A 26,681-nucleotide genomic window follows, 5' to 3' on the forward strand; every position below is an offset into this window, starting at 1 on the left:
GATACTGTAACCAAATAAAAATTGGCGAGACCTGACCATGAATACTGTTTCGAAGCCGATCATTCCCGCCCCCGCTCCGCGCAGTTCCCGGCCGGAAATCCTGGCTGAGGAAATCATCGAGCGCCTGACCTACCGTATCGGAAAGGACGCCAAGGTCGCCAAGCCGCATGACTGGCTGACGGCAACCATTCTTGTCGTGCGTGACCGCATCATCGACAAGTGGATGGAGTCCACCCGCAAGGTTTACGAAACCGGCGCCAAGCGCGTCTATTACATGTCTCTCGAATTCCTGATCGGCCGCCTGATGCGCGATGCCGTATCCAACCTCAACCTCATGGAAGAGGTGAGCGATGCGCTCGCTTCGCTCGGCGTCGATATCAACGTCATTGCCGGCCTCGAACCGGATGCTGCCCTCGGCAACGGCGGTCTCGGCCGTCTCGCAGCCTGTTTCATGGAGTCGATGGCAACTGTCGATGTCCCGGCCTATGGCTATGGCATCCGCTACGTCCACGGCCTCTTCCGTCAGCAGATGGCAGATGGCTGGCAGGTCGAACTGCCGGAAAACTGGCTTGCGCACGGCAATCCCTGGGAATTTGAGCGCCGCGAGAGCGCCTATGAAATCGGCTTTGGCGGCTCGATCGAGGTCATCAGCGGCCATGATGAGCAACCGCGTTACGTCTGGAAGCCCGCCGAGCGCGTCATCGCCGCCGCCTTCGATACGCCTGTCGTCGGCTGGCGCGGCAAGCGCGTCAATACGCTTCGCCTATGGTCGGCCCAGCCGATCGATCCGATCCTGCTCGACGCCTTCAATGCCGGCGACCATATCGGCGCGCTGCGCGAGAGCAACAGGGCTGAAAGCCTGACGCGCGTTCTCTATCCGGCGGATGCAACGCCTGCCGGCCAGGAACTGCGCCTGCGCCAGGAATATTTCTTCTCGTCCGCCTCGCTGCAGGACATCCTGCGCCGTCACCTGCAGCAGTATGACGACTTTACCTCGCTGCCGGACAAGGTGGCGATCCAGCTCAACGACACCCATCCGGCCGTTTCAGTCGCCGAACTGACGCGACTTCTCTGTGACGTGCACGGCCTGGATTTCGATACGGCCTGGGATGTCACCCGTCGTACGTTCTCCTACACAAACCACACGCTTCTTCCCGAAGCGCTGGAAAGCTGGCCGGTTCCGCTGTTCGAGCGCCTGTTGCCGCGCCATATGCAGATCATCTATGCGATCAACGCCAAGATCCTGATCGAGGCGCGCAAGAGCCGCAATTTCTCCGATACGGAAATCCGCTCGATCTCGCTGATCGATGAAAGCGGCGACCGCCGCGTGCGCATGGGCAACCTCGCCTTTGTCGGCTCGCACTCGATCAACGGCGTCTCGGCACTGCACACGGACCTGATGAAGGTCACGGTCTTCGCAGACCTGCACAAGCTCTACCCTGATCGCATCAACAACAAGACCAACGGCATCACGCCGCGCCGCTGGCTGCAGCAGTGCAACCCCGGCCTGACCAGCCTGGTGCGCGAAGCGATCGGCGATGAATTCCTCGACGACGCCGAGAAGCTGCGTGCACTCGACAAGTTCGCTACCGACCCGAGCTTCCAGCAGAAATTCGCTGCCGTGAAGCGCACGAACAAAGTGGCGCTTTCCAATCTCGTCGCTAGCCGCATGGGCGTGAAGCTCGATCCGTCGGCCATGTTCGACATCCAGATCAAGCGCATCCACGAATACAAGCGCCAGCTCCTGAACATCATCGAAGCCGTGGCACTTTACGACCAGATCCGCTCGCACCCGGAGCTGGACTGGGTACCGCGTGTCAAGCTCTTCGCCGGCAAAGCGGCGCCGAGCTACTACAATGCCAAGCTCATCATCAAGCTCATCAACGACGTTGCGCGCACCATCAACAACGACCCGTCGGTCCGCGGCCTGCTGAAGGTCGTCTTCGTGCCGAACTACAATGTCTCGCTAGCGGAAGTCATGGTTCCAGCCGCCGACCTATCCGAGCAGATCTCGACGGCAGGCATGGAAGCGTCGGGTACCGGCAACATGAAGTTCGGCCTGAATGGCGCACTGACGATCGGCACGCTCGACGGCGCCAATGTCGAAATGCGCGACAATGTCGGCGAAGACAATATCGTCATCTTCGGGCTCCAGGCCGATGAAGTCGCCAAGATCCGCAGCGAGGGCCATAATCCACGTGCGATCATCGAGGGTTCGCGGGAGCTATCGCAGGCGCTGGCCGCCATCAGCTCGGGTGTCTTCTCTCCTGACGATCGCAACCGCTATACCGGCCTTATCGACGGCATCTATTCTCACGACTGGTTCATGGTCGCCGGCGATTTCGATGCCTATGCCGCCGCCCAGCGTGAGGTCGATCAGATCTGGACCAACCAGTTCTCCTGGTATGAGAAGACGATCAATAATACGGCGCGGATGGGCTGGTTCTCTTCCGACCGCACGATCCGACAGTATGCCGACGAGATCTGGAGAGCTTGATGAAGCCGCCGAAAGCCGCCCCTGAAGTGAAGCTTCCCTGGGAAATTTCGGCAGACGAGATCGCGGCAATCCTCAGTGGCTCGCAGGCCAATCCTTTTGCCGTCCTGGGCGTACACCAGGCCGGCGAGGCCTTCATCGCCAGGTGCTTCATTTCGGGTGCGGAAGCCGTCACCGCCATGACGCTGGATGGGACACCAATCGGCGATCTCCACCAGCTCCATCCGGACGGCCTCTTCGGCGGCCAGGTATCGATCACGAAATTCCAGCCGGTGCGCTATCGTGCCCGGCGCGCCGACGCCGAATGGGCCGTGACCGACCCTTACAGCTTCGGCCCGGTGCTCGGCCCGATGGACGATTATTACGCCCGTCAGGGTTCGCATCTGCGGCTTTTCGACAAGATGGGCGCCCATCGCATCAAGCACGAGGGTGCAACCGGCATCCACTTCGCCGTATGGGCGCCGAATGCGCAGCGCGTCTCCGTCGTCGGTGATTTCAACAATTGGGATGGTCGCCGCCACGTCATGCGCTTCCGGTCCGACAGCGGCATCTGGGAGATCTTCGCCCCCGACGTGCCGCTCGGTGTTCCCTACAAATTCGAGATCCGCGGTCACGACGGCGTGCTGTTGCCGCTGAAGGCCGATCCCTTTGCCCGCCGCAGCGAACTGCGCCCGAAGACGGCTTCCGTGACGGCCGCCGAGCTTTTACAGGAATGGCAGGACGAGCCGCATCTGAAGCATTGGCGCGAAACCGACAAGCGCCGCCAGCCGATCAGCATCTATGAGGTTCATGCCGGCTCCTGGCAGCGTCGCCAGGACGGCTCCATGCTGTCTTGGGATGAGCTTGCCTCGAGCCTCATCCCCTACTGCGTCGATATGGGCTTCACCCATATCGAATTCCTGCCGATCACCGAGCACCCCTACGACCCCTCCTGGGGCTACCAGACGACCGGCCTCTATGCCCCGACCGCCCGCTTCGGCGAGCCGGAGGGCTTCGCCCGTTTTGTCAATGGCTGTCACAAGGTCGGCCTCGGCGTCATTCTCGACTGGGTGCCGGCGCATTTCCCGACTGATGAGCACGGCCTCGGCTGGTTCGACGGCACAGCACTTTACGAACATGCCGACCCGCGAAAGGGCTTCCACCCGGACTGGAACACGGCGATCTATAATTTCGGCCGCACGGAAGTCGTGTCCTACCTTGTCAACAACGCACTCTACTGGGCCGAGAAATTCCATCTCGATGGCCTGCGCGTCGATGCGGTCGCCTCGATGCTCTATCTCGACTATTCGCGCAAGCACGGCGAATGGATCCCGAACGAATATGGCGGCAACGAAAATCTCGAAGCCGTCCGCTTCCTGCAGAACCTCAACACCCGAATCTATGGCGAGCATCCTGGCGTCATGACCATCGCCGAGGAATCGACCTCCTGGCCGAAGGTTTCCCAACCGGTTCATGAAGGCGGCCTCGGCTTCGGTTTCAAATGGAACATGGGCTTCATGCACGACACGCTGAGCTACATGAGCCGCGAACCGGTGCACCGCAAGCATCACCACAACGAACTGACCTTCGGGCTGCTCTACGCCTATTCGGAAAATTTCGTCCTGCCGCTGTCCCATGACGAAGTCGTGCACGGCAAGGGTTCGCTGATCGCCAAGATGCCGGGCGACGACTGGCAGAAATTCGCCAATCTGCGCGCCTACTACGCTTTCATGTGGGGCTATCCCGGCAAGAAACTGCTCTTCATGGGACAGGAATTTGCCCAATGGGCTGAATGGAGCGAAAACAAGTCGCTCGACTGGAACCTCCTCCAGTATCGGATGCACGAAGGCATGCGCCGCCTGGTGCGCGACCTCAACTTCACCTACCGCAGCAAGGCAGCGCTCCATGCGCGCGACTGCGAAGGCGACGGTTTCGAATGGCTGATCGCCGACGACTACGAGAACTCAGTCTTCGCCTGGCTGCGCAAGGCGCCCGGTCAGAAGCCGGTTGCCGTCATCAGCAACTTTACGCCTGTCTATCGCGAGAATTACTCGATCCGGCTGCCTTCGTCGGGACGCTGGCGGGAAATCCTCAATACCGATGCCGACATCTATGGCGGTAGCGGAAAAGGCAATGGCGGGCGCGTGCAGGCCGTCGATGCCGGCGGCGAGATAAGCTGCTCGATAACCCTGCCGCCACTGGCGACGATCATGCTTGAACCCGAGAATTAGTGACTGGTGGGAGGAGAAAATGGTAGAAAGACGCATTCAGCCACTTGCCCGCGATGCAATGGCCTATGTTCTCGCCGGCGGCAGGGGAAGCCGCCTCAAGGAGCTGACTGACCGGCGCGCCAAACCGGCCGTCTATTTCGGCGGCAAGGCGCGCATCATCGATTTCGCATTGTCCAATGCCTTGAATTCCGGCATCCGCCGCATCGGTGTCGCCACGCAATACAAGGCGCATTCGCTGATCCGCCACATGCAGCGCGGTTGGAACTTCTTCCGTCCGGAACGCAACGAAAGCTTCGACATTCTGCCGGCATCGCAACGCGTTTCCGAAACGCAGTGGTATGAAGGCACTGCCGATGCCGTCTATCAGAACATCGATATCATCGAGGATTACGGCGTCGAATACATGGTCATCCTCGCCGGCGACCATGTGTACAAGATGGACTACGAATACATGCTCCAGCAGCATGTCGATTCTGGCGCCGACGTGACGATAGGCTGCCTGGAAGTACCGCGTATGGAAGCGGTCGGTTTCGGCGTCATGCATGTCAACGACAAGGACGAGATTTTCGCCTTCATAGAAAAGCCAGCCGATCCTCCAGGCATTCCGGACAAGCCGGATTTCGCTCTCGCCTCCATGGGCATCTATGTCTTCCGCACGAAGTTCCTCCTTGAGGCGTTGCGCCGCGATGCCGCCGATCCAACCTCGAGCCGCGACTTCGGCAAGGATATCATCCCCTATATCGTCGAGCATGGTAAGGCGGTCGCCCACCGCTTCGCCAAGTCCTGCGTCCGCTCGGATTTCGAACACGAGCCCTACTGGCGCGACGTCGGTACGATCGACGCCTATTGGCAGGCCAATATCGACCTGACGGCGATCGTTCCGGCCCTCGATATCTACGACAAGTCCTGGCCGATCTGGACCTACGCCGAAATCACGCCACCGGCGAAATTCGTCCATGACGACGAAGACCGCCGCGGTTCGGCAACGTCGTCCGTCGTTGCAGGCGACTGCATCATTTCAGGCGCAAGCCTCAACCGGAGCCTTCTTTTCACCGGCGTACGGGCCAATTCCTTCTCCAAACTGGATGGAGCGGTCATCCTGCCCAATGTGAAGATCGGCCGGCGCGCGCAACTCAAGGATGTTGTGATCGACCATGGTGTCGTCATTCCGGAAGGTCTCGTCGTCGGCGAGGATCCGGAACTCGATGCACGGCGCTTCCGACGGACGGAAAGCGGCATTTGCCTGATCACGCAACCAATGATCGACAAGCTGGATATCTGACTTATGAAAGTTCTTTCGGTTTCGTCCGAAGTCTTCCCCCTGATCAAGACAGGGGGCCTTGCCGATGTGGCAGGCGCCCTGCCGATAGCCCTCAAATCCTTCGGCGTCGAAACCAAGACCCTCATGCCCGGCTATCCCGGCGTCATGAAACTCTTGCAAAATCCGGCCGTCAGGCTGGAATTTTCCGATCTTCTGGGCCAGCCGGCACGCGTGATCGAGGCCCAGCATCAGGGTCTTGATATTCTCGTCCTAGATGCTCCTGCCTATTACGACCGTCCCGGCGGCCCCTATCTCGATGCGAACGGCAAGGATCACCCCGATAACTGGCGCCGCTTCGCAGCCCTTTCGCTGGCAGGTTCCGAGATCGCTGCAGGCCTGCTGCCTGGATGGCGGCCGGATCTCGTGCATGCGCACGATTGGCAAGCCGCCATGGTGCCGGTCTACATGCGCTATTATCCGACGCCAGAACTGCCGAGCATTCTGACGATCCACAACATCGCCTTCCAGGGCCAGTTCGGCGCCGATATCTTCCCACACCTTCGTCTGCCGCTCCACGCTTTCGCTACCGAAAGCATCGAATATTACGGCACAGTCGGCTTCCTGAAGGGTGGCCTGCAGACCGCCACGGCCATCACCACAGTCAGCCCCTCCTATGCCGACGAAATCCTGACTCCGGAATTCGGGATGGGCCTGGAAGGCGTCATCGCCAGCCGTCGTGACGTACTGCATGGCATTGTCAACGGCATCGACGCCGATATCTGGAATCCGGCGACCGATCCGGTCGTCCACACCCACTACGGCCCGACGACGCTGAAAAACCGCGTCGAAAACCGCAGGTCGATCGAGGAGTTCTTCCATCTTGACCATGACGACGCGCCGATATTCTGCGTCATCAGTCGCCTGACCTGGCAAAAAGGCATGGATCTCGTCGCAAGCGCTGCCGACAAGATTGCCGCCTTCGGCGGCAAACTCGTCGTTCTCGGATCCGGTGAAGCGGCCCTCGAAGGCGCGCTGCTGGCTGCCGCCCACCGCAATCCCGGTCGCATCGGCGTTTCCATCGGTTATAACGAGCCGATGTCGCATCTCATGCAAGCCGGCTGCGACGCGATCATCATCCCCTCGCGCTTCGAACCCTGCGGCCTCACTCAGCTCTATGGCCTGCGCTACGGCTGCGTGCCGATCGTGGCGCGCACCGGCGGTCTCAACGATACCGTGATCGATGCCAATCATGCCGCACTTGCAGCAAAGGTGGCGACAGGCATACAATTTGCACCTGTAAACGAAGAAAGCATGCTGCAGGCACTGCGCCGCGCCATGCACCTCTACGCGGATCAAAAAGTCTGGACCCAATTGCAAAAGCAGGGCATGAAGTCGGATGTCTCTTGGGAGAAGAGCGCCGAACGTTATGTTGCCCTGTATTCAAGCCTCGTCTCGAAAGGCATGTGAACTAAAATGATCAAGTCCGTTCCCACCACGCCCTATCAGGACCAGAAACCCGGCACTTCAGGTCTACGCAAGAAGGTTCCCGTCTTCCAGCAACCGAACTATGCTGAGAACTTCATCCAGTCGATCTTCGATTCGCTGGAAGGCTATCAGGGCAAGTGCCTGGTCATCGGCGGCGACGGACGCTACTACAACCGCGAAGTCATCCAGAAGGCGATCAAGATGGCCGCCGCAAATGGTTTCGGCAAGGTCATGGTGGGCAAGGGCGGCATTCTTTCGACACCCGCAGCCTCCCACATCATCCGCAAGTACAAGGCCTTCGGCGGCATCATTCTCTCGGCGAGCCACAACCCAGGCGGCCCGACAGAAGACTTCGGCATCAAGTACAATGTCAACAATGGCGGTCCGGCACCGGAAAAGATCACGGACGCGATCTTCGCCCGCTCCAAGGTGATCGAAAGCTACAAGATCGCCGACTTCGCCGACGTCAATATCGACCGCATCGGCAAGGAAGAGCTGCCCGGCGGCATGATCCTCTCGGTCATCGACCCGGTCGAGGACTATGCCGCGCTGATGGAAGAGCTCTTCGATTTCGGCGCGATCCGCAATCTGATCAGCCTCGGCTTCCGCATCGCCTTCGACGCCATGAGCGCCGTTACCGGCCCTTACGCCAAGGAAATCTTCGAGAATCGTCTTGGTGCTCCGTCGGGTTCCGTGCGCAACTTCATGCCGCTTCCGGATTTCGGCGGCCATCACCCGGACCCGAACCTCGTTCATGCCAAGGAACTCTATGACGAGATGATGGGTGAGGATGCGCCCGATTTCGGCGCCGCATCCGACGGCGACGGCGACCGCAACCTCATCATCGGCCGGGGCATTTTCGTAACCCCGTCCGACAGCCTTGCTATCCTCGCCGCCAATGCCAACCTGGCGCCGGGCTATTCCGGCGGTCTCGCCGGCATTGCCCGCTCCATGCCGACATCGGGCGCGGCCGACCGCGTCGCCGAAAAACGCGGCATCGGCATCTACGAAACGCCGACCGGCTGGAAATTCTTCGGCAATCTGCTCGACGCCGGCATGGCGACGATCTGCGGTGAAGAAAGCGCCGGCACCGGCTCCAGTCATGTCCGCGAGAAGGACGGGCTCTGGGCTGTATTGCTGTGGCTAAACGTTTTGGCCGTGCGCGGCGAAAGCGTGCAGGACATCGTCACCCAGCACTGGCAGACCTACGGCCGCAACTACTATTCCCGCCATGACTACGAAGGCGTCGACAGCGATGCTGCAAACGGCCTTGTCGATAATCTGCGCAGCCAGCTTTCCACCCTGCCTGGCAAGACCTTCGGCGATCTGACCGTCGAGAAGGCCGACGATTTCGCCTATCACGATCCGGTCGACAAGTCGGTCAGCGAACATCAGGGTATCCGCGTCCTCTTCCAGGGCGGCTCCCGCGTTGTCTTCCGTCTTTCCGGCACCGGCACGTCTGGCGCAACCTTGCGCGTTTATATCGAGCGCTACGAGCCGGATTCGACTCGCCATAATATCGAAACGCAGGAAGCGCTCGCAGATCTGATCGCAGCCGCCGAAAGCATCGCTAACATTCGTGAGCGCACGGGCCGCAACGAGCCGACCGTGATCACCTGATCCGGGGGGGCATATGGGGGGCAACAGTTCCGTGCAGGGCGGCGCCATCGTCTTCGAAACGGGCGTTGAATTTTCTGTTTGGTCGCATCATGCAGCGCAGATCGATCTCTGCCTCTTCGATGATGACGACAAGGAATATGCAAGGCTCCCCATGGCTCGCGACAGCGGCCATGTCTTCCGTCTTTTCGCCGACAGCGTGAAGGAGGGCGCCCGCTATGGCTACCGCGCGGACGGCATCTACGCCCCGGATAACGGCCTCTGGTTCGACCCTTCGAAACTGCTGATCGATCCCTATGCCAAGGCGGTGGACCGGCCCTTCCATTACGATCCGCGCCTCGGCATTTTCGGCGAGGATACGCAACATCTGATGCCTAAGTCGGTCGTTACCAAAGACGCGCCCGTCAAAATCCGAAAGCCGTTCTTCAAACCGGGCGGCTTTATTTATGAGGTGGCGGTCAAGCCCTTCACCGTCCTGCATCCGGAAGTGCCGGAAGTTCAGCGCGGCACGGTCGCCGCTCTTGCCCATCCCTCCGTTATCGCTCACCTGAAGCGCATTGGCGTCGATGCCGTCGAGCTGATGCCGATCACCGCCTGGATCGACGAGCGGCATCTGCCGCCACTCGGACTGACGAACGGCTGGGGCTACAATCCTGTTGCGTTCATGGCACTCGATCCGCGCATCGTGCCGGGCGGTATTGCAGAGCTCAGCGACACGGTGGAGAGACTGCATGAGGAAGGCATTGCCGTCATTCTCGACCTCGTCTTCAACCATACAGGCGAGAGCGACCGCTACGGCGCAACGCTGTCGCTGCGCGGCATCGACAATCTCAGCTACTACCGTCATGCGCCGGACCGGCCGTCTGTGCTCGTCAACGACACCGGCACCGGCAATACGGTTGCCTGCGATCATCCCTATGTTCAACAGCTCATCATCGACAGCCTGCGCCATTTCGTGCGCAATGCCGGTGTCGACGGTTTCCGCTTCGACCTTGCCCCCATTCTCGGCCGCACAGAAAACGGCTTTGAGCGGAATGGCACGCTGGCCGCGATCCTGACCGACGATCTGCTCACCGATCGCATCATGATCGCCGAACCCTGGGATATCGGCCCAAGCGGCTATCAGCTCGGCAATTTCCCGGCGCCCTTCCTGGAATGGAATGACCGCGCCCGCGATGACGTCAGATGCTATTGGCGCGGCGATGGCTGGAAGACAGGTTCGCTCGCAACCGTGCTGGCCGGCTCGTCGAACATCTTCTCAGCCAATGGCGGAACAGCGACCCGCAGCGTCAATTTCCTCGCGGCCCATGACGGCTTCACGCTCATGGATCTCGTCTCCTACAGCGGCAAGCACAATGAGGCGAACGGCGAGAACAATCGCGACGGTCACAACGAGAACCATTCGTGGAACAACGGCGTCGAAGGCGAGACGGCTTATCCCGTGATCCGCGAGCGCCGCAAGGCCGATGTCATGGCGCTCATCTCTACGCTCTTTGCCAGCCGCGGCAGCATTATGCTCACGGCGGGCGATGAAGGCGGACGCACACAGCATGGCAACAACAATGCCTATTGCCAGGACAATGAAATCACTTGGGTCGATTGGAAGCTGCTGGACGAAGACCTGATCGCCCATACCGCCTTCGTCGCTACGCTTCGTCGCCGCTTCTCGGTATTCTCCGATCTGACCTTCTTCTCTGGCAATGGTGATGTGGAATGGATATCTCCTTCCGGTGAACCGATGACAACAGGCGAATGGGAAACGCCCCCGCTCTCCACCCTCGGCATGATACTTGCGACCCGCGATCGTTCTTCCCGCAAGCAGACCCGCCTCGCCGTCCTGTTTAATCGCTCCGAGCAGCATCAGCTATTCACTCTTCTCTCAGCCGGCGAAGCAAACTGGCGCCAGCTTCTGCCCGGCGAGACGCGAAACGTCGCTGCCCGTGTCATGGTGGAACCGCGTTCAGTCGCCTTTTTCGTGGAAAATTGATCCACGTCACCGGCCTGCGAGAATCGTTGTCGCAATCGTCATGAATGCGCGATAAGGCTTGCGACTGCGGCTTTTTACGAGGAATGCATGGTCACGGAAATTTCGCTCTCGGATGTCCGGGAGCTGGTTCGCACGGAAACAGGATTATCTGACTGGATACTCGTCGATCAGAAGATGATTGATGCCTTTGCCGGGGCAACCGGCGACCATCAGTTCATTCACGTCGATCCTGTTCGCGCAGCAGCCGAAAGCCCCTTCGGCGGCACCATCGCCCATGGTTTCCTGACGCTCTCTTTGCTTTCGACGATGAACTACAACTGCTTGCCCAAGGTGCGCGAGCAGACCATGGGCATCAATTACGGCTTCGACAAAATCCGCTTCATGTCACCGGTCAAAAGCGGAACCCGCATCCGCGGCCACTTCGTGCTTTCGGATGCTCGCTTCAGGGGCGCCGGCATGCTGATGACGACCTATGACGTCTCGATCGAAATCGAGAACGAAAAGAAGCCGGCGCTCACCGCCCGCTGGATCACGATCATCCAGTTCGACCCAAAGGATCGACCGGAAGACGCTTAAGGCAAGCTGCGGAGCTTAGTGCCCCGCATCCTCGGCACCCTCTGCCAGCAGCCCGAAAACATAATCCGAAAACGACCGCCAGCATTCCACCCGGAACGTATCGTCCTCGGTTCGAAAGAGCACGATCTCGGCCTTACCGAAGATCGTCCGCGAGCAGGCGCCCACCGGAAAGACTTCGAGCGACAGGTCCTGCGGGCAACCAGCGGAAAGGGTTACCCCTGCGCCAGGTCCCGAGACGATGATACCGACATTGCGATGGGACACGTCAACTGCCGAATGAAGAGCGTCGGCACCAGTGAGAAGTGCAGGCAGGTCCGAGCCGGCCTCGTCGATCACAAGCCATTCATCCGGTCCAAGCCAAAGTACCGAGCGCCCCGCAGCGCGACTAGACGTCTTGGGTGCAGTCGGCAAAGCCACTCCCAAAGCGGAGGAGAGTGCCGATACGGATTCACCCGGCGCGCGCAGCGAAAGACGGCTGGCGACTGGCGCCACCGTCACGCGCACCGTCGCCGAACCGGCAAGGAGACCGGAAAGCGCCGGTTTGCGAATTGCGACCTCAGCCATGGATACGGCCTCCTTCCTTGTCAAAGAACACCAGATCCGTCACCTCGACCGGAATTGTCCGATCCGGCATAGGCACATAGAGCGTCTCGCCCATGAGGTTGCGCCCGCCTTCAACCAATGCAAAGGCGATGGAGCGGCCACAATTTTCCGACCAGTAGGCCGAGGTCACATGACCGAGCATCGTCATCGGCTTCGGCTGGTTCGGGTTGGCAACGATCTGCGCCCCCTCTTCGAGCACCAGCTTCTCATCCTTGGTGGCAAGACCAACGAGCTGCTTGCGACCTTCCTTCACAAGGTCCGGGCGCTTCAGGCCGCGGATACCGACGAAGTCCGCCTTCTTCTTGGAAACAGCCCAGGAAAGTCCCGCATCGTCGGGCGTCACGGTGCCATCCGTATCCTGGCCAACAATGATGTAGCCCTTTTCGGCACGCAGCACATGCATGGTCTCCGTGCCGTAGACGCAGGCGCCGAGCGGCTCGGCATTGGCCCACACGGCCTCCAGCACCGACTGGCCGTAGTCGGCAGGCACGTTGATTTCGAAGCCCGTCTCGCCGGTGAAGGAGACACGGAAGAGCCGCGCCGGAACGCCGGCTACATTGCATTCCGCAACACTCATATGCGGGAAGGCTTCATTGGAAATATCGAGACCCTCGACCAGCGGCGCTACGATGTCGCGCGCCTTCGGCCCCTGCACGGCGATCACGGCCCATTGCTCGGTCACCGAGGTCAGCCACACCTTCAGATGCGGGAATTCCGTCTGCAGGTAGTCTTCCATATGGTTGAGAACACGCGGCGCCCCCCCGGTCGTGGTCGTCACATGGAAGCGATCCTCGGAGAGACGGCCGACGACGCCGTCATCATAAACGAAACCATCCTCGCGCAGCATGATGCCGTAGCGGCATTTACCTGGTTTCAGCGTATCCCAGGCATTCGTGTACATGAGGTTCATGAATTCGGCGGCATCCGGCCCGACGACCTCGATCTTGCCGAGGGTAGAAGCGTCGAAAATACCGGCAGCGTCGCGTGCCGTCCGGCATTCGCGGGCAACGGCCTGATGCATCGTTTCGCCGGCACGAGGATAAAACCAGGCGCGCTTCCAGTTGCCGACATCTTCGAAGATCGCGCCCTTGGCCTCCTCCCAGGCGTGCAGGGGCGTCTTGCGCGTCGGGTCAAACAACGGCCCACGCGAATGCGAGATCAACGCACCATATGTCACCGGCGTATAGGGCGCGCGGAAGGTGGTGAGACCCACCTGCGGAATATCCTTGCCGAGTGTTTCGGCAGCGATCGCCAAGCCATGCATGTTGGAAAGCTTGCCCTGATCGGACGCCATGCCGTTCGTCGTGAAGCGCTTGATATGCTCGATCGAATGCATGCCCTCGCGCACAGCAAGGCGGATATCCTTGGCGCAGACGTCGTGCTGGAAGTCGATGAAGGCCTTGGCATTCGTGTCCGGCCCGGCACCTTCGGCCGCACCGATCATGCCACCCGTCCAGTTGAAGGCCTGCTCGACCGAAATCCCGATCTTGCTGCCCGCCTGTCTGCCAACAGCCCGCGCCATCAGCTCGCCGGCGGCAAGCGATTCCTCGACGGTTTGCTGCAGGCCGTCCGTCCCGTTGCATGCGCCGACGGAAAGGCAGTCCTGCGCGTAGGTGCCTGGCAGGAAACGCTGCGTCTCCGCATCGAAGGCAACCTTGCCCCGCGACTGCGAGAAGAGATGTACAGAGGGTGTCCAGCCGGCGCAGACGAGCAGCGCATCGACGGCGATCTTGCGTGGCGAACCACCGCCGTTGCGCGCCACCGTCATAGAGGAGATGCGCAACGCGCCCGATGTGTTGACGACCGACTGGCCGGTCATCACATCGATACCGAGCGCACGAGCCTCAGTGAGCACCGCCGCACCCGGCGCTTGCCTGATATCAACGATCGCTGCAATCGACACACCTGCGCGCTTCAGGTCAAAGGCAGCCTCGTAAGCCGAGTCATGCGCGGTATAGATACCGACCTTCTGGCCGACCGCGACTCCATAATGATTGAGGTACATGCGGCCAGCCGAGGCGAGCATGATACCCGGCCGGTCGTTATTCGGAAATACCATGTGCCGCTCGATCGCCCCGGTCGCAAGCACAACGCGCTTGGCGCGGACCTGCCACAGCCGTTCGCGCGGCAGATCGCGGGTGGGACGAGCAATATGGTCCGTGACCCGTTCGACGAGGCCGACGAAATTGTGGTTGTAGTAGCCGAAGGCTGTCGTGCGGGTCAGGACCTGCACATTCTCCATGGCCTTCAGCCGCGCAAGGGTCTTCTGTACCCAGGCGTAGCCGTCAAGCCCATCCACCTTGACGCCAACATCGAAACGCAACGCCCCGCCGGCTTCCGCCTGCTCGTCGCAAAGGATGACTTTGGCGCCGGCTTCTGCAGCGGCAAGTGCTGCAGAAAGCCCGGCAATGCCGGCGCCGGCGACCAGCACGTCGCAATGAGCGTAGCGGCTGGCGTAATGGTCAGGATCGCCCTCTGTGGGTGCGACGCCAAGGCCGGCAGCGCGGCGGATCATCGGCTCGTATACGCGTTTCCACGCAGCCCGAGGCCACATGAAGGTCTTGTAGTAGAAGCCCGCTGCGAAGAAAGGCGAGAACAGGTTATTGATCGCACCGATATCGAAGGAAAGCGACGGCCAGCGGTTCTGCGACTTCACGATCATGCCGTCGAAGACTTCCTGCACGGTTGCCCTGACGTTCGGCTGCTTGCGGGCGCTGTCGCGCGCGACATCGATCAATGCATTCGGCTCCTCGGCGCCAGCCGAAAGAATGCCGCGCGGGCGATGATATTTGAACGACCGGCCGACAAGGTGCACGCCATGGGCAATCAGGGCTGAGGCAACAGTATCGCCTTCGAGCGCCGTATAGCTGTTGCCGTCGAAGGTGAAACGCGCGGTCCTGGCGGGCGTCAGCCGGCCCTTGCCGGCAATACGGTTCGCGCCGCTCATTGGGCCTCTCCTTCAACAGCTTCATAAGTTTCGACCGGCGCATGCGGCTCGGCCGCAGTCCCGATGTCAGGCTTCGGTTCACCGGCCTTGTAGGTCATGATGAACTTGTCGCTCACGGTATCGCGCGCCGCGTTGAAGAAGCGCCCGCAGCCGTGCATGTGCCGCCAGCGTTCAAAGATCAGGCCTTTCGGATTGTCGCGCAGGAAGAAATATTCCTCGAACGCTTCATCCGAGATCGAAGCGATATTGGTCGGCCGAGCGATATGGGCGTCACCGGCTCCACGGAACTCGAGCTCGGAGCGCTCTTCCTGACAGTAAGGGCAGTAGATCAGCAGCATGTCGTCCTCCTGTCAGTGCGCGACGGCGGCAGCTGCCGCCTCGTCGATCAGCCGGCCGGATCGGAAGCGCTCCAGCGTCAGCCCGGCATTGAACTTGTGCGGCTCGTCGCGGGCGATCAGGTGGGCGAAGAGATTGGCCGAACCCGGCGTCGCCTTGAAGCCGCCAGTACCCCAGCCGCAATTGACGTAAAGCCCCGGAACGGGCGTCTTCGACTGGATGGCCGAACGATCCGGCGTGTTGTCGACGATACCGCCCCATTGGCGCATCATCTTCACGCGGCGGAACATCGGGAAGAGTTCGCAGATTGCATCCAGCGTATGCGTGATGATCTGCAGGCCGCCGGTCTGGGAGTAGGAATTATACTGATCCGTGCCAGCGCCGATGACGAGTTCGCCCTTGTCGGACTGCGAGATATAGGCATGCACCGTGTTCGACATCACGACGCAAGGGAAGATCGGTTTGAGCGGCTCGGAAACCAGCGCCTGCAGCGGGCTCGATTGCAGCGGCACGCGCACGTCCGCCATCTTCATGACCGTTGTCGTGTGACCGGCGGCCGAAACGCCGACCTTCTTTGCGCCGATGAAGCCCCTGTTGGTCTCGACACCGGTCACGCGTCCGTCCGGACCGCGGCGGATGCCGGTGACTTCGCAATTCTGTATGATGTGGACGCCACGATCGGACGCCGCACGCGCATAACCCCAGGCAACGGCATCGTGACGTGCCGTACCGCCGCGACGCTGCAGGGCTGCACCGTTGATCGGATAGCGCGCCGTCGCCGAAATATCGAGCGGCGGGCAATAGGCCTTGGCCTGCTCCGGCGTCAACCATTCATTGTCGATACCGTAAAGCCGGTTGGCATGGATATGCCGCTTGAAACTCTGCATGTCGTGCACATTGTGCGACAGCATCATGACGCCACGCGGCGAATACATGACATTATAGTTGAGCTCCTGCGACAGCCCTTCCCAGAGCTTCATCGAGTGCTCGTAGATATGCATGCTCTCTTCATAGAGATAGTTGGAGCGAATGATCGTGGTGTTGCGGCCGGTATTGCCGCCGCCGAGCCAGCCCTTTTCCAGCACCGCCACATTGCTGATGCCATGCTCTTTGGCGAGATAGTAGGCCGCGCCCAGCCCGTGGCCGCCGCCGCCGATGATGATGACGTCATATTCGGGTCGCGGCTCCGGCGAGGTCCACTGCTTTTCCCAGCCCCTGTGCCCGCGCAGAGCCTCCCGCGCTACGGCAAAAACCGAATATTTCCGCATCCGCCATCATCTCCTTCAGGCAAAAGCTGTTCGTCGTGGCCATACAAATCGCAAATCGAATTGCGGCACAACGGTTCTTTTGCGACGTGAAAGAGCTCTTGTTTTGACACGACGACAGCTGCACCGCCTCCATTTGTGGCCGTCTCCCTTCGCAAAAGCGGCATAACCCTTTTCTCACCCAACAGGGCAGGCAGAAGCGACCGACTGCAAATGCTAATGTTCCGATATGTGGAGTGTCACATGTTGGGTTTGCGTAGCAAAGGGATCGCGGGCTTCTGCCTCGCGCTGTTGAGCGCATGGCCTGCGCTTGCCGCAGAGCCCGTCGGCCAGGCAACCCTCATCAAAACCGAAGTAAGCGGACAGGCCGGTCCGATCATCGTCAATGACGAGGTCCATCGCAACGAGCGTATCCGCACCTCCCAATCGGGGCTCGGCCAGTTCGTCTTCCGCGACGGCACCAAGCTTGCCGTCGGGTGGGGCTCGTCCGTTGTCATAGACAAATATGTTTACGACGATTCCGACTCCGTCAAACGCCTCTCCATCAAGGCGGCCAAGGGCACGTTCCGCTGGGTCAGCGGCAACTCGAAATCCTCGGCTTACCAGATCCAGACGCCGGCGGGCACGATCGGCGTGCGCGGCACCGCTTTCGATTTCTATGTCGGCCCTGACGGTACGACTGCCGTGGTGTTGCTGAACGGTGCGGCCAGCTTCTGCGGCCCGGGCGGCTGCCGGCAATTGCAGCAGCGTTGCGATTGCGTCATTGCGCGGCCGAACGGCAACATGACGGATGCGCAACCCGTCAACCGCGCCGTGCTGCAGCGACTGGGCAACCAGCGCGCCCTTCCCTTCCTTTCCGGCAATCAGAGTCTATCAGGCGGCCTTGGCCTGCTTGGCGGCTGCCGGATGGCCTCGGTTGAGCCCGAGCGCAAAGACCGGCTTCGCCAGGAACCCCGGCCACGGGATCCGGATCCCCCACCCCAGCATCAACAGCAGAAGCCGGATGATCCGCCGAAGCAGCGGCCGGAAAAACCGCATCACGATAAGCCGCATCATGACAAACCCCACCATGACAAACCAGGGGACGGCTGGCACGACAAACACGACAAGCATGGCTGGAAGAATAAGGACGATAGAGGCGATCACGGAAGGCCGGACCGGCACGACGGGTCCAATCGTGCGGACAGACATGGCGCGTCTGACAGGCCAAGCCGTACGGAAAGGGCAGATAACCATCAGGACCAGCCGAGCAGACAGGAAAGAGGCGGTGGTGAAAACCAGACCGCCGGCAACGACCAGGGCACGGGAAGAGATCGGGATCGCGACCACCGTGGCCATGACCGGAATCACGGCTGGGGCGGAAACGGGAGCAGGGACTGGAATCGCAATCGCTGACTGATTATTCAACGGCCTGGTTTTCCGGCAGATCGATTTCCTCCCGGAAATGATCATTCCTGCCCGATATCCGCTCGTAGAATTCGGTGAGACCGGGCAAGACCTGTACTCCGGCGAGCTTTGCCGCACCGATCAGCTTGCGGCTGTTCCTCGAGCGCACACGCAAGGCACTCATCACGTCTTCATGGACGAGATGCAGGGCACCAAATTCCGGCGAGGTGGCGACCTTCTCGTCGCCGATCACGGCAAAGATCTGCGTTCGGCTGCTCTTTCCCTTGAGCGGAATGGCTCCCGCCTCCAAGAGCGCCGCGCCGCTCTGTGCCCGCGCCGTGCTGTCGGAGATCAGGATATCGAAACCGACGTCCTTGCAGCAGGATTCGATGCGCGCCGCGACATTCACGGCGTCACCAACCGCCGAATAGTTGAAGCGCGTCTTTGCGCCCATATTTCCGACACAGGCAAGGCCGGTATGGATGCCGATGCCGATCCTGACCTGCTGAGCGCTGCCGAAACCGAAGGCGTCACGCGCATTGAGCTCGGCTAACGTCTCACGCATGGCAAGCGCCGCTCGCAGCGCTTTTGTTCCATGATCCGAAACATCGACCGGTGCATTCCAGAACGCCATGATGGAATCGCCGATGAATTTATCGAGCGTTCCCTCGTTCCCGACAACATGACGGCTCAGCGCATCGAGCAGCGTATTGAGAAACTGGACGACGGCGGTCGGCGTCAGCCTTTCACTGATTTCGGTGAAATTGCGCACATCGACGAACATCATGGTGAGCTCTCGCTCGTCCCCGCCAAGCTTCAGCGCATCGGGCGTATGCTCGATCCTGTGGAGGAGCGAAGGCGAGAGGTAATGGCCGAAGGCGCGCCGCACCTCCCGTCGCTCCCTGTCGATGACGAGGATGCGGAACGATGTTGCTGCAAAATGCGTGATGGAGCCGCTGACGATCGGCGCCAACGGATCGAACAGCAGACCGGTATAGAGAAAGCAGAACCACGAAGCGGCAAGCGCCATCGCGGTGATCGCCAGGCCGCAGACCAAAGCCACGGCCGGACTGACGAAGGTTGTGACAAGAACAAGCAGGAAACCGAGCACGGCAATGGAGAGAATCTCCAGCCCGTCGGCCCAGTCCGGCCGTGACAGGTAGCGGCCCGAGAGGATCTGCTCGACCGTCTGTGCCTGTAGCGAAACACCGGGCACATTTTCTCCGAGCGCGGTGGTGCGGATATCCTGCAGTCCGACCGCCGACGTGCCGATGAAGATGATGCTGCCTTCGATCTGAGCAGCAACATCAGGGGCCGCTCCGCCGGCAGCAAGGACCTTTCGGGCCGAGATATAACGTTCCGCCCGGTTCGGCGTCACATAAAGCCAGATCTCTCCGGCAGCCGTCAGCGGGACGATGAAATCACCAATCTTCGCCGAGGTGATGATCCCTGCCCGGTCTGGCGCGCCGGCCAGCACATAGGTCGAAGCACTCTGCGCTACCCGCAACGCTTCGATCGCAAGATTGGGATAAAACTGCTCGCCATCGCTGAGGAACAACGGCACTGCGCGGACCACCGATGAGGGGCTGCCGGGATTGAGACTGACATGGCCAAGCCCCGCGGCATTCGCTTCCAGCCTCGGCCGGAGCGGCGTGGAAGCGTTAAGATGCGGAGGTGCGGCTAGCGGACTTTCGCCGGTAAAGGCAAAGCCGGCTTTTACCGGCGGCTTGTAATTGCCCTCGTTGGAAAGCCCGAAGCCCAGAACGACAGGCTTTCCTTCGATCGATTGCGCGAATATCTCGTCATTGTCGGGCAATTGCGCCGCGAGCGATGGATCGACGCCCTCCACCTCCTGGATGACATTGCGCGGCGACATTCGGTCGGGCTCGGCGAAGATGACGTCGAAGGCGATGGCCGCCGCTCCCATGTCGGAGAGACGCTCGACCAGCGTTGCCAGCCTGTCGCGCGGCCAGGGCCACTGGCCGAACTCCCGCAGGGAAGCCTCGTCGATATCGACCACCCGGACCGGCATCGCTGCGAAACTGCGCGGCACGAGGCGCTGATACTCATCGAAGGTAACGTCGCGGATCTGCTTCAGCACCGGCGGATCGCTTGCCCGGAACATCGTAAGCGCGGCCACGATGATCAGGCCGATCAGCACACCGATCTGCTGCAAGCGCGTCATGTTTTGCCCGACCTCCCCGCCGCAGGCAGGCTACGCCTGTTCGACGTCAAAGACCATTCGCTCATGCGCACAAGCTGAAAAACAAACAGACGGCAATGCAGAATCCGCCCATCGGCACTGGCTCAGTATTTTCGCTGAGATGTAACGGCAACACAGCGTGGAATTACTTCCAGATTTGGTCCTCGCTTTCAGCCCGACCTTCAAGCGTCGGCCTTGCCGCGCACGCGACGAAATGTTTCTGTGTCTCAGGGGATTTAACAATGCGATTGATGTCGAGGGGATGAGCCATGGCAGATCCGCAAGGAGAGACCACGGCAAGAACTGCCGAAGATTCGGCTTTCAGCGCGCGCAGAAGCGGCTACTGGCTGATCGTCGTCGTGCTGGCGATGCTTGCCGGACTGCCGCTCGCTGTCTGGCTTGATATCAGCGACCTCTCCGAAAGCGCCCTGCGCCGGCAGGCGCGGGACATGAGCTCGCTCGTCACAAGCATCCGCTCCTATTATTCGGCCAATGTCGTCGGCCGGGTGCTTGCTGCCCATCAGGCAGGTGACGTCAGCGGCACCGTCGTCTCCCACAACTATGCCAATATTCCAGGCGCCATTCCGCTGCCGGCGACGCTTTCGCTGGAACTCGGCGACGTCATCAAGGAGCAGCAGGCCAATATTACCTATCGCTTCCTCTCCGACCTGCCCTTCAAGAACCGTGCGCCTCACGATCTCGATAGTTTCGAAAAGGCGTCGCTCACGACTCTGCGCACCAATTCTGGCCAGACGTTGACGGATCTCACCCGCGTCGGATTTACCGATACCCTGCGGCTCATCACACCTGTCGTCATGGGTCAGGCCTGTGTAGCCTGCCACAATACCCATCCTGAAAGCCCGAAGAAAGACTGGAAGGTGGGCGATGTGCGCGGCATCCAGGAAGTCATCATCCGTCAGCCCTATGCGAGCAATATTCTCGCCTTCAAATATCTGCTCTGCTACTTCTTCTTCGTCGCCATCATCGGCATCAGCTTCATCGTCCTGCAGCGTCAGCAGACGCGCGTCATCCATAGCGCCAACCGCGACCTTGAAGCCGCAAACGAATTCCTCGCCAGCGTTTCTCTCAAGATTTCCCGTTACCTGCCGCCGCAGATCTACAAGAGCATCTTCAGCGGCCAGAAGGATGTGGTCGTCCACACCGAGCGCAAGCGCCTGACGATCTTCTTCTCCGACATCAAGGATTTCACCGCGACGACAGAGCGCCTGCAGCCGGAAGCACTGACGGAGATGCTGAACGAATATCTGACCGAAATGTCCGCCATCGCACTTAACCACGGCGGCACGGTGGACAAGTTCATCGGCGATGCGATGCTGGTGTTCTTCGGCGATCCCGAGACCAAGGGGCCGGAGGAAGATGCCAAGGCATGCCTGCGCATGGCGGTGGACATGCAGCACCGGCTCGGTGAACTGAAGGACAGATGGCGCAGGAACGGCACCGAGGAGCCCTTCGTGGTACGTATGGGGATCAACAGCGGTTACTGCAACGTCGGCAATTTCGGCAGCAACGACCGCATGGACTATACGATCATCGGCGCCGAAGCGAACCTCGCCGCCCGCCTTCAATCGATCGCCCAGGGCGGCGAAATCGTCATCAGCTACGAAACCTATGCGCTGGTGAAGGATATCGTCGACGCCCATCCCCTGCCGCCGATCACCATGAAGGGGATCCAGCGGGAGATCGTACCTTACGCCGTGGACGGGCTGATGCTCGGCACCAATCAGAAGAGCCGCGTTCTGAGCGAACATCTGGCCGGCCTGGACCTGCATCTGGACATGGCCCGGCTTGAGCCCGCCGACCGTTCCCGCGTGATAGCCGCGCTGAAGGAAGCGATCGCCGCGCTCGACGAAACCAAGCCCGAGACGGCGCGTTCCTAGCGCCCTGTAATCATGGGCGGCATTTTTCCGCCCATTCGCACATGCCGTCTGGACTTCACTCCCTCGATCTGCTATCCCGCTTCACCAATCGCAAGGCTGCGGCCGCGCGAACGTTATATTTTTGCCCCAGGCGCTGCGCCGCCTTCCGGCATCAACCAAACCAAAGGAACGTGATTCTCGTGCAGGTACTTGTCCGCGATAACAATGTTGACCAGGCTCTCCGCGCTCTCAAGAAGAAGATGCAGCGCGAAGGCATTTTTCGCGAAATGAAGATGCGCGACTACTACGAGAAGCCGTCGCAGAAGCGTGCTCGCGAAAAGGCCGAGGCTGTTCGTCGTGTTCGCAAGCTGGCCCGCAAGCGCGCGCAGCGCGAAGGTCTGGTTGCAGCACGCTGAGGCGGTGCCGTCGTTTTTTCGACGTTTTCAGGTGCATGTGTGGCGGGGGCGATGAGTTTCGCCGCCGCCTTTTTTAGTTTGCTGCTGAAGATTGCATATCCGCCTTGCCGGATATGATGCATGGGGAAAGCGAGCCCGAATGGCTATAATAACCTTCAATCCGTCCCGCTCGTTGCGTTCGCAGAAATCGGTCTTATTTGCCTCTTTGGCTCTTATCGCCGCCCTTGGCCTTGCCGGTTGCGAAACGACCAACACGTCTGATGCTGTGATCCGCATCGACAAGGCGCAGGGCTCGCAGGAAAACATCGCGTCGCTGACGGCCGTCATCAATGCCAATCCGCGCGATCCGGAAGGCTATAATGTCCGCGGTTCCGCCTATGGTCGCGCCGGCGAGTTCCGCAAGGCGCTCGACGACTTCAATACCGCGCTGCAGATCAATCCGCGTTTCTTCCAGGCCTATGCCAACCGCGCGCTGGTTTACCGCAACATGGGTCAGCAGGCGCAGGCGATCGGCGATTACAATGCCGCGCTGCAGATCAATCAGAGCTATGACGTCGCCTATATCGGCCGCGGCAATGTCTACCGCATGGCCGGCCAGGACGATCAGGCCTTTAACGATTTCTCGAAAGCGATCCAGCTCGGCACGACGGATGGCCGCGCCTACCACAACCGTGGCCTGATCTATCAGAAGCGCAATCAGCAGGATAAGGCGATCGACGACTTCTCGAAGGCGATCTCGCTCTCGCCGAACTCGCCCGAGCCCTATAATGGCCGCGGCATTTCCTATATCGCGCTGAACGACGACGACAACGCCTTCGCGGATTTCAACCACGCGATCGAACTGAATGGCAACCTCGCCGAATCCTGGGCAAACCAGGCTCTCGTCTACGAGCGCCGCGGCGAGAAGGATAAGGCAATCCGTTCCTACCGCCACGCTGTCGGCCTCGATCCGAAGTACCAGCCGGCCCGGGACGGCCTTGCCCGCGTCGGCGGCACGGCCGGCTAGCAGAAACAGGAAGAGGTGATGACGATGACAGCGAAACCGCATGTAATCGTCGTCGGCGCCGGCATCATTGGCGCCTCCATCGCCTGGCATCTCACACGCAAGGGTGCAGCAGTCACCATCATCGGCGAAGAACTCGGCGGCGTGGCGACACCTTGCTCTTTTGCCTGGATCAATGCGAGCTGGGGCAATCCTGAATTCTATTTCCATTTCCGCCGCAGGGCGATGGCCGAATGGAAGCGGCTGGCGCGGGAACTGCCCGGCCTGCCGCTTGCCTGGTGCGGCGGTCTCTGCTGGGATATGCCGCCGGCCGATCTCGAAGCCTATGCCGATGAGCATGGCCGTTGGGGCTACGGTATCACCCGGCTGAACCGGGAGGAAAGCGCGCTGCTCGAACCCGGCCTCGGCGAGTATCCGGATTTCGCCCTCCATGTCGCAGAAGAGGGCGCGGTCGAGCCCATTGCCGCCGCACGTTTGCTGCTTGCGGATGCCGAGGCGCATGGTGCGACGTTCGTTCATGCCACGGTCAACGGTCTGCTGCAGAGTGGCGGACGAATCATCGGGGTCGTCACGTCGGAAGGCATGCTCGAAGCCGATCATGTCGTGCTGGCCGCAGGCGCAGGCGCAGTTCCGATCGCTGCCTCGGCGGGAATAACATTGCCGCTCTCCACGCCGGCCGGCCTGATCGTGCACTCCCGTCCTGTCTCGAAACGCTTGAACGGCCTCGTCATGACACCGCGTCTGCATATGCGCCAGACAGCGGAGGGCCGAATCATCGCCGGCACGGATTTCGGTGGCGGCGACCCCGGCGAAGACCATCAGGCAAGCGCTGCGGAACTCTTCGCACGCGTGAAGGCGACGATCATAGACAATGGCGATTTGACGTTCGATTTCTTCACTATCGGCTATCGCCCGACACCGGCTGATGGTTTCCCCATCATCGGAAATGCTGGCCTGCCGGGTCTTTATGCCGCGGTGATGCACTCCGGTGTCACACTTGCTCCGCTTGCAGGCCTGCTTGCCGCCGACGAGCTTCTGTCAGGCAAGAGTGACGAAAGCCTCATGCCCTTCCGGTTGCAGCGCTTCGCCGACGCAGAACAGTCGGCAAAAAATTGACGATTTTACACCTGACTATTTTAGTAGGTTGCAACCAAATGCCCTGCCCCCTAACATGGCCTTGCTTTAATAGCGGGCTATTGGGCGGTACGAATGTAAGGGGCGTTTGCGAGTGATGCGGATTCTTGCTTTCGTGACGGCAGGCGAAACCGTGCTTCCGCAACATCAAGCCCCGACAGACCGGGGGCGGCATCGATGAAGTTTGCCGTACGTCTTTTCCCGAAAGCTTCGATCGGAACATATCTCGTCGCCATGGCCGTGGCGATTGCACTGCCGATCTTCGCCTTCGTTGCCCTTCTCCTCATGCAGCTAGAGGACAATCAGCGGTCCACGCTCAAGCGCGAAACCGCGCAGGATGCGCTGGCGCTGTCGCGAACCATCGATCGCCAGCTTCAGGATATGGCCACGACATTGCGGCTGCTGTCCTCCTCTCCCGAGCTGGAGGGCGGCGACTATGAGTCTTTCTACAACCGTACGGAAACGGCACTGCGCGGCGATACGCTCTATGTGATCGCCGTCGACAGGACCGGGCAGCAATTTCTCAATACTCGTCGCGACTTCGGCACCCCGCTTGGCAAGATGACGAATCCAGCGGCTCTCGAAGCCGCCATGAAATCTGGCCGGATCGAAGCCTCGGACGTCTTCATGGGCGCAACGAGCGGCACGTGGGTCTATAACGTCACGCTGCCGCGTGACGAGGATCCTGTCGCCGCGCTGATCATCACCCAGAATGCCAGCGACCTCGCAAAACTCGTCACGACCGAAGGTCTTGCATCCGGCTGGTCGGCAGCGGTGATCGATCAGGGTGGTCATGTCGTAGCAAGCCGCGGCCCCGCCAATCTGCAGCCCGGCGAACCCTTCGACCCGCGCATTCTGCCATCGCTCGTCGCTTCCAGCGGCGTTTTCGAAGACAGCGACATCCTCCCGCACGCCATGCTGGGCTATGCGCAGATTCCCGGCTGGTCCTGGAAGACGGTGGTATGGGGGCCGATCGCAACTGCACAAGCACCGATCGTCAGCACTTGGCGCTTCCTGCTGATCGGCGGCCTCGTGCTGCTGCTCGTCGCCGTGCTTGCCACCTATGCCGTTGCCCGGCAGGTCCGCTCCACGATCCGTGAAATTGCCGACATGGCGAACCGGCTCGGCGAAGGCCATATCGTCTCGCCGGTCGAAACCAGCGTTATCGAGGCCAACCAGGTGGCGATTGCGCTTTCCAATGCCTCTTTCGACCGTAGCCAGAGCGAGGACCGGCTGCGCTTCGTCATGCATGAACTGGTCCATCGTACCAAGAACCTGCTGACGCTTGTTCTCGCCATGATGCGTCAACTCTCGAAGCGGGCCGACAGCGTCGAGACATTCCGGCTAGCCGTCGCCCATCGCCTTGAAGGGCTCGTGCGCTCGATCGAGCTTCTGACAGGCGAGCAGTGGTCCGGCGTCTCGCTGCATCGCGTCATCGATATTCATCTTCAGGCTTTTCCGCAGGCCCGTGAACAGGTGAAAATCGAGGGTACGGATTTTATCCTCAAGCCCGATGCCGTTCAGAACCTCGGCCTGGCACTGCATGAACTTGCTACCAACTCGGTAAAATACGGAGCGCTGTCCGTGCCTCAAGGCCGTGTGCGTTTCGAATGGCAGCCGGCAGAGGACAACATGCTGCGTTTCACCTGGACTGAAAGCAGTGGTCCGGTGGTGAAACCGCCGGCGCGCACCGGCTTCGGCACCACCGTCATCAAGGCACATGCCGCCGCCGCTTTCCGGGGCAAGGTCGATATTGACTTCCGCCCGGAAGGTCTCGTCTGGATCCTCACCGCCCAGCGTGGGATGATGGAGCGCGATTAGCGCGACCGGAACAATCACTGCAACCGCCCGTTTCGAACAGGTCATTCAGAAGGAGAAGGA

General features: G+C 60.6%; 18 protein-coding genes. 13 read left to right on the top strand and 5 right to left on the bottom strand.

Annotated features, from left to right (window positions below):
* Positions 1 to 37 precede the first annotated feature (37 nt).
* The 7 genes from KQ933_RS16745 (at position 38) to KQ933_RS16775 (ending at position 11,630) form a co-directional block, all read left to right on the top strand.
* Positions 38 to 2,497, top strand: coding sequence for a glycogen/starch/alpha-glucan phosphorylase (locus KQ933_RS16745; RefSeq protein ID WP_216755917.1), 2,460 nt, complete (start codon positions 38 to 40; stop codon positions 2,495 to 2,497).
* Positions 2,497 to 4,704, top strand: a complete 2,208-nt coding sequence (gene glgB / locus KQ933_RS16750; RefSeq protein ID WP_216755918.1) for a 1,4-alpha-glucan branching protein GlgB — start codon at positions 2,497 to 2,499, stop codon at positions 4,702 to 4,704. Before KQ933_RS16745 ends, glgB begins: the two co-directional genes overlap by 1 nt.
* Before the next feature lie 19 nt (positions 4,705 to 4,723).
* A complete protein-coding gene (gene glgC, locus KQ933_RS16755; protein ID WP_183735298.1) occupies positions 4,724 to 5,986 on the top strand; it encodes a glucose-1-phosphate adenylyltransferase in 1,263 nt (420 codons plus the stop codon).
* A 3-nt stretch (positions 5,987 to 5,989) separates the two neighbouring features.
* Positions 5,990 to 7,432, top strand: a complete 1,443-nt coding sequence (gene glgA, locus KQ933_RS16760; protein WP_216755919.1) for a glycogen synthase GlgA — start codon at positions 5,990 to 5,992, stop codon at positions 7,430 to 7,432.
* A 6-nt stretch (positions 7,433 to 7,438) separates the two neighbouring features.
* A complete protein-coding gene (locus KQ933_RS16765) occupies positions 7,439 to 9,070 on the top strand; it encodes an alpha-D-glucose phosphate-specific phosphoglucomutase (RefSeq protein WP_216755920.1) in 1,632 nt (543 codons plus the stop codon).
* 13 nt (positions 9,071 to 9,083) lie between these two features.
* Entirely contained in the window at positions 9,084 to 11,054 is a 1,971-nt protein-coding gene (glgX, locus tag KQ933_RS16770) for a glycogen debranching protein GlgX (protein ID WP_216755921.1), read from the top strand.
* 87 nt (positions 11,055 to 11,141) lie between these two features.
* The gene (locus tag KQ933_RS16775; protein WP_216755922.1) at positions 11,142 to 11,630 is read left to right on the top strand and encodes a MaoC family dehydratase; all 489 of its coding nucleotides are present in this window, start codon (positions 11,142 to 11,144) and stop codon (positions 11,628 to 11,630) included.
* A 15-nt stretch (positions 11,631 to 11,645) separates the two neighbouring features.
* On the opposite strand, the gene KQ933_RS16780 is transcribed toward KQ933_RS16775, so the two are convergent.
* Genes KQ933_RS16780 through KQ933_RS16795 form a run of 4 tightly spaced genes read right to left on the bottom strand, consistent with a single transcriptional unit; the run spans position 11,646 to position 16,784 of the window.
* Positions 11,646 to 12,194 (bottom strand): sarcosine oxidase subunit gamma, encoded by a 549-nt coding sequence (locus tag KQ933_RS16780; protein WP_216755923.1) that lies wholly within the window; start codon positions 12,192 to 12,194, stop codon positions 11,646 to 11,648.
* Entirely contained in the window at positions 12,187 to 15,180 is a 2,994-nt protein-coding gene (locus KQ933_RS16785) for a sarcosine oxidase subunit alpha (protein WP_216755924.1), read from the bottom strand. Before KQ933_RS16785 ends, KQ933_RS16780 begins: the two co-directional genes overlap by 8 nt.
* Complete coding sequence (locus KQ933_RS16790; protein ID WP_183735305.1) at positions 15,177 to 15,518, bottom strand: sarcosine oxidase subunit delta; 342 nt, start codon at positions 15,516 to 15,518, stop codon at positions 15,177 to 15,179. Before KQ933_RS16790 ends, KQ933_RS16785 begins: the two co-directional genes overlap by 4 nt.
* A 12-nt stretch (positions 15,519 to 15,530) precedes the next feature.
* Entirely contained in the window at positions 15,531 to 16,784 is a 1,254-nt protein-coding gene (locus KQ933_RS16795) for a sarcosine oxidase subunit beta family protein (protein WP_216755925.1), read from the bottom strand.
* A 240-nt stretch (positions 16,785 to 17,024) separates the two neighbouring features.
* Here KQ933_RS16795 and KQ933_RS16800 point away from each other — a divergent pair, with 240 nt between their 5' ends.
* Positions 17,025 to 18,176, top strand: coding sequence for a FecR domain-containing protein (locus tag KQ933_RS16800; protein ID WP_216755926.1), 1,152 nt, complete (start codon positions 17,025 to 17,027; stop codon positions 18,174 to 18,176).
* A gap of 4 nt (positions 18,177 to 18,180) precedes the next feature.
* Here KQ933_RS16800 and KQ933_RS16805 read toward each other — a convergent pair whose 3' ends face one another.
* Entirely contained in the window at positions 18,181 to 20,352 is a 2,172-nt protein-coding gene (locus tag KQ933_RS16805) for a CHASE2 domain-containing protein (protein ID WP_216755927.1), read from the bottom strand.
* 287 nt (positions 20,353 to 20,639) lie between these two features.
* On the opposite strand from KQ933_RS16805, the gene KQ933_RS16810 reads away from it, so the two are divergent.
* From KQ933_RS16810 to KQ933_RS16830, 5 genes are all read left to right on the top strand, one after another.
* Positions 20,640 to 22,268 carry an adenylate/guanylate cyclase domain-containing protein gene (locus KQ933_RS16810; protein WP_216755928.1) on the top strand — a complete coding sequence of 543 codons (1,629 nt, stop codon included), beginning with the start codon at positions 20,640 to 20,642 and terminating at the stop codon, positions 22,266 to 22,268.
* A gap of 179 nt (positions 22,269 to 22,447) precedes the next feature.
* On the top strand, positions 22,448 to 22,663 hold the full coding sequence (gene rpsU, locus KQ933_RS16815; RefSeq protein ID WP_003542939.1) for a 30S ribosomal protein S21: 216 nt from the start codon (positions 22,448 to 22,450) through the stop codon (positions 22,661 to 22,663).
* 139 nt (positions 22,664 to 22,802) lie between these two features.
* Complete coding sequence (locus tag KQ933_RS16820; protein WP_216755929.1) at positions 22,803 to 23,669, top strand: tetratricopeptide repeat protein; 867 nt, start codon at positions 22,803 to 22,805, stop codon at positions 23,667 to 23,669.
* A gap of 24 nt (positions 23,670 to 23,693) precedes the next feature.
* Positions 23,694 to 24,782, top strand: a complete 1,089-nt coding sequence (locus KQ933_RS16825) for an FAD-binding oxidoreductase (RefSeq protein WP_216758934.1) — start codon at positions 23,694 to 23,696, stop codon at positions 24,780 to 24,782.
* A gap of 195 nt (positions 24,783 to 24,977) precedes the next feature.
* On the top strand, positions 24,978 to 26,621 hold the full coding sequence (locus tag KQ933_RS16830; RefSeq protein ID WP_216755930.1) for a sensor histidine kinase: 1,644 nt from the start codon (positions 24,978 to 24,980) through the stop codon (positions 26,619 to 26,621).
* The last annotated feature ends 60 nt before the right edge of the window (positions 26,622 to 26,681 follow it).

It is taken from the genome of Rhizobium sp. WYJ-E13, from assembly GCF_018987265.1.
In the GTDB taxonomy this organism is placed as follows: domain Bacteria; phylum Pseudomonadota; class Alphaproteobacteria; order Rhizobiales; family Rhizobiaceae; genus Rhizobium.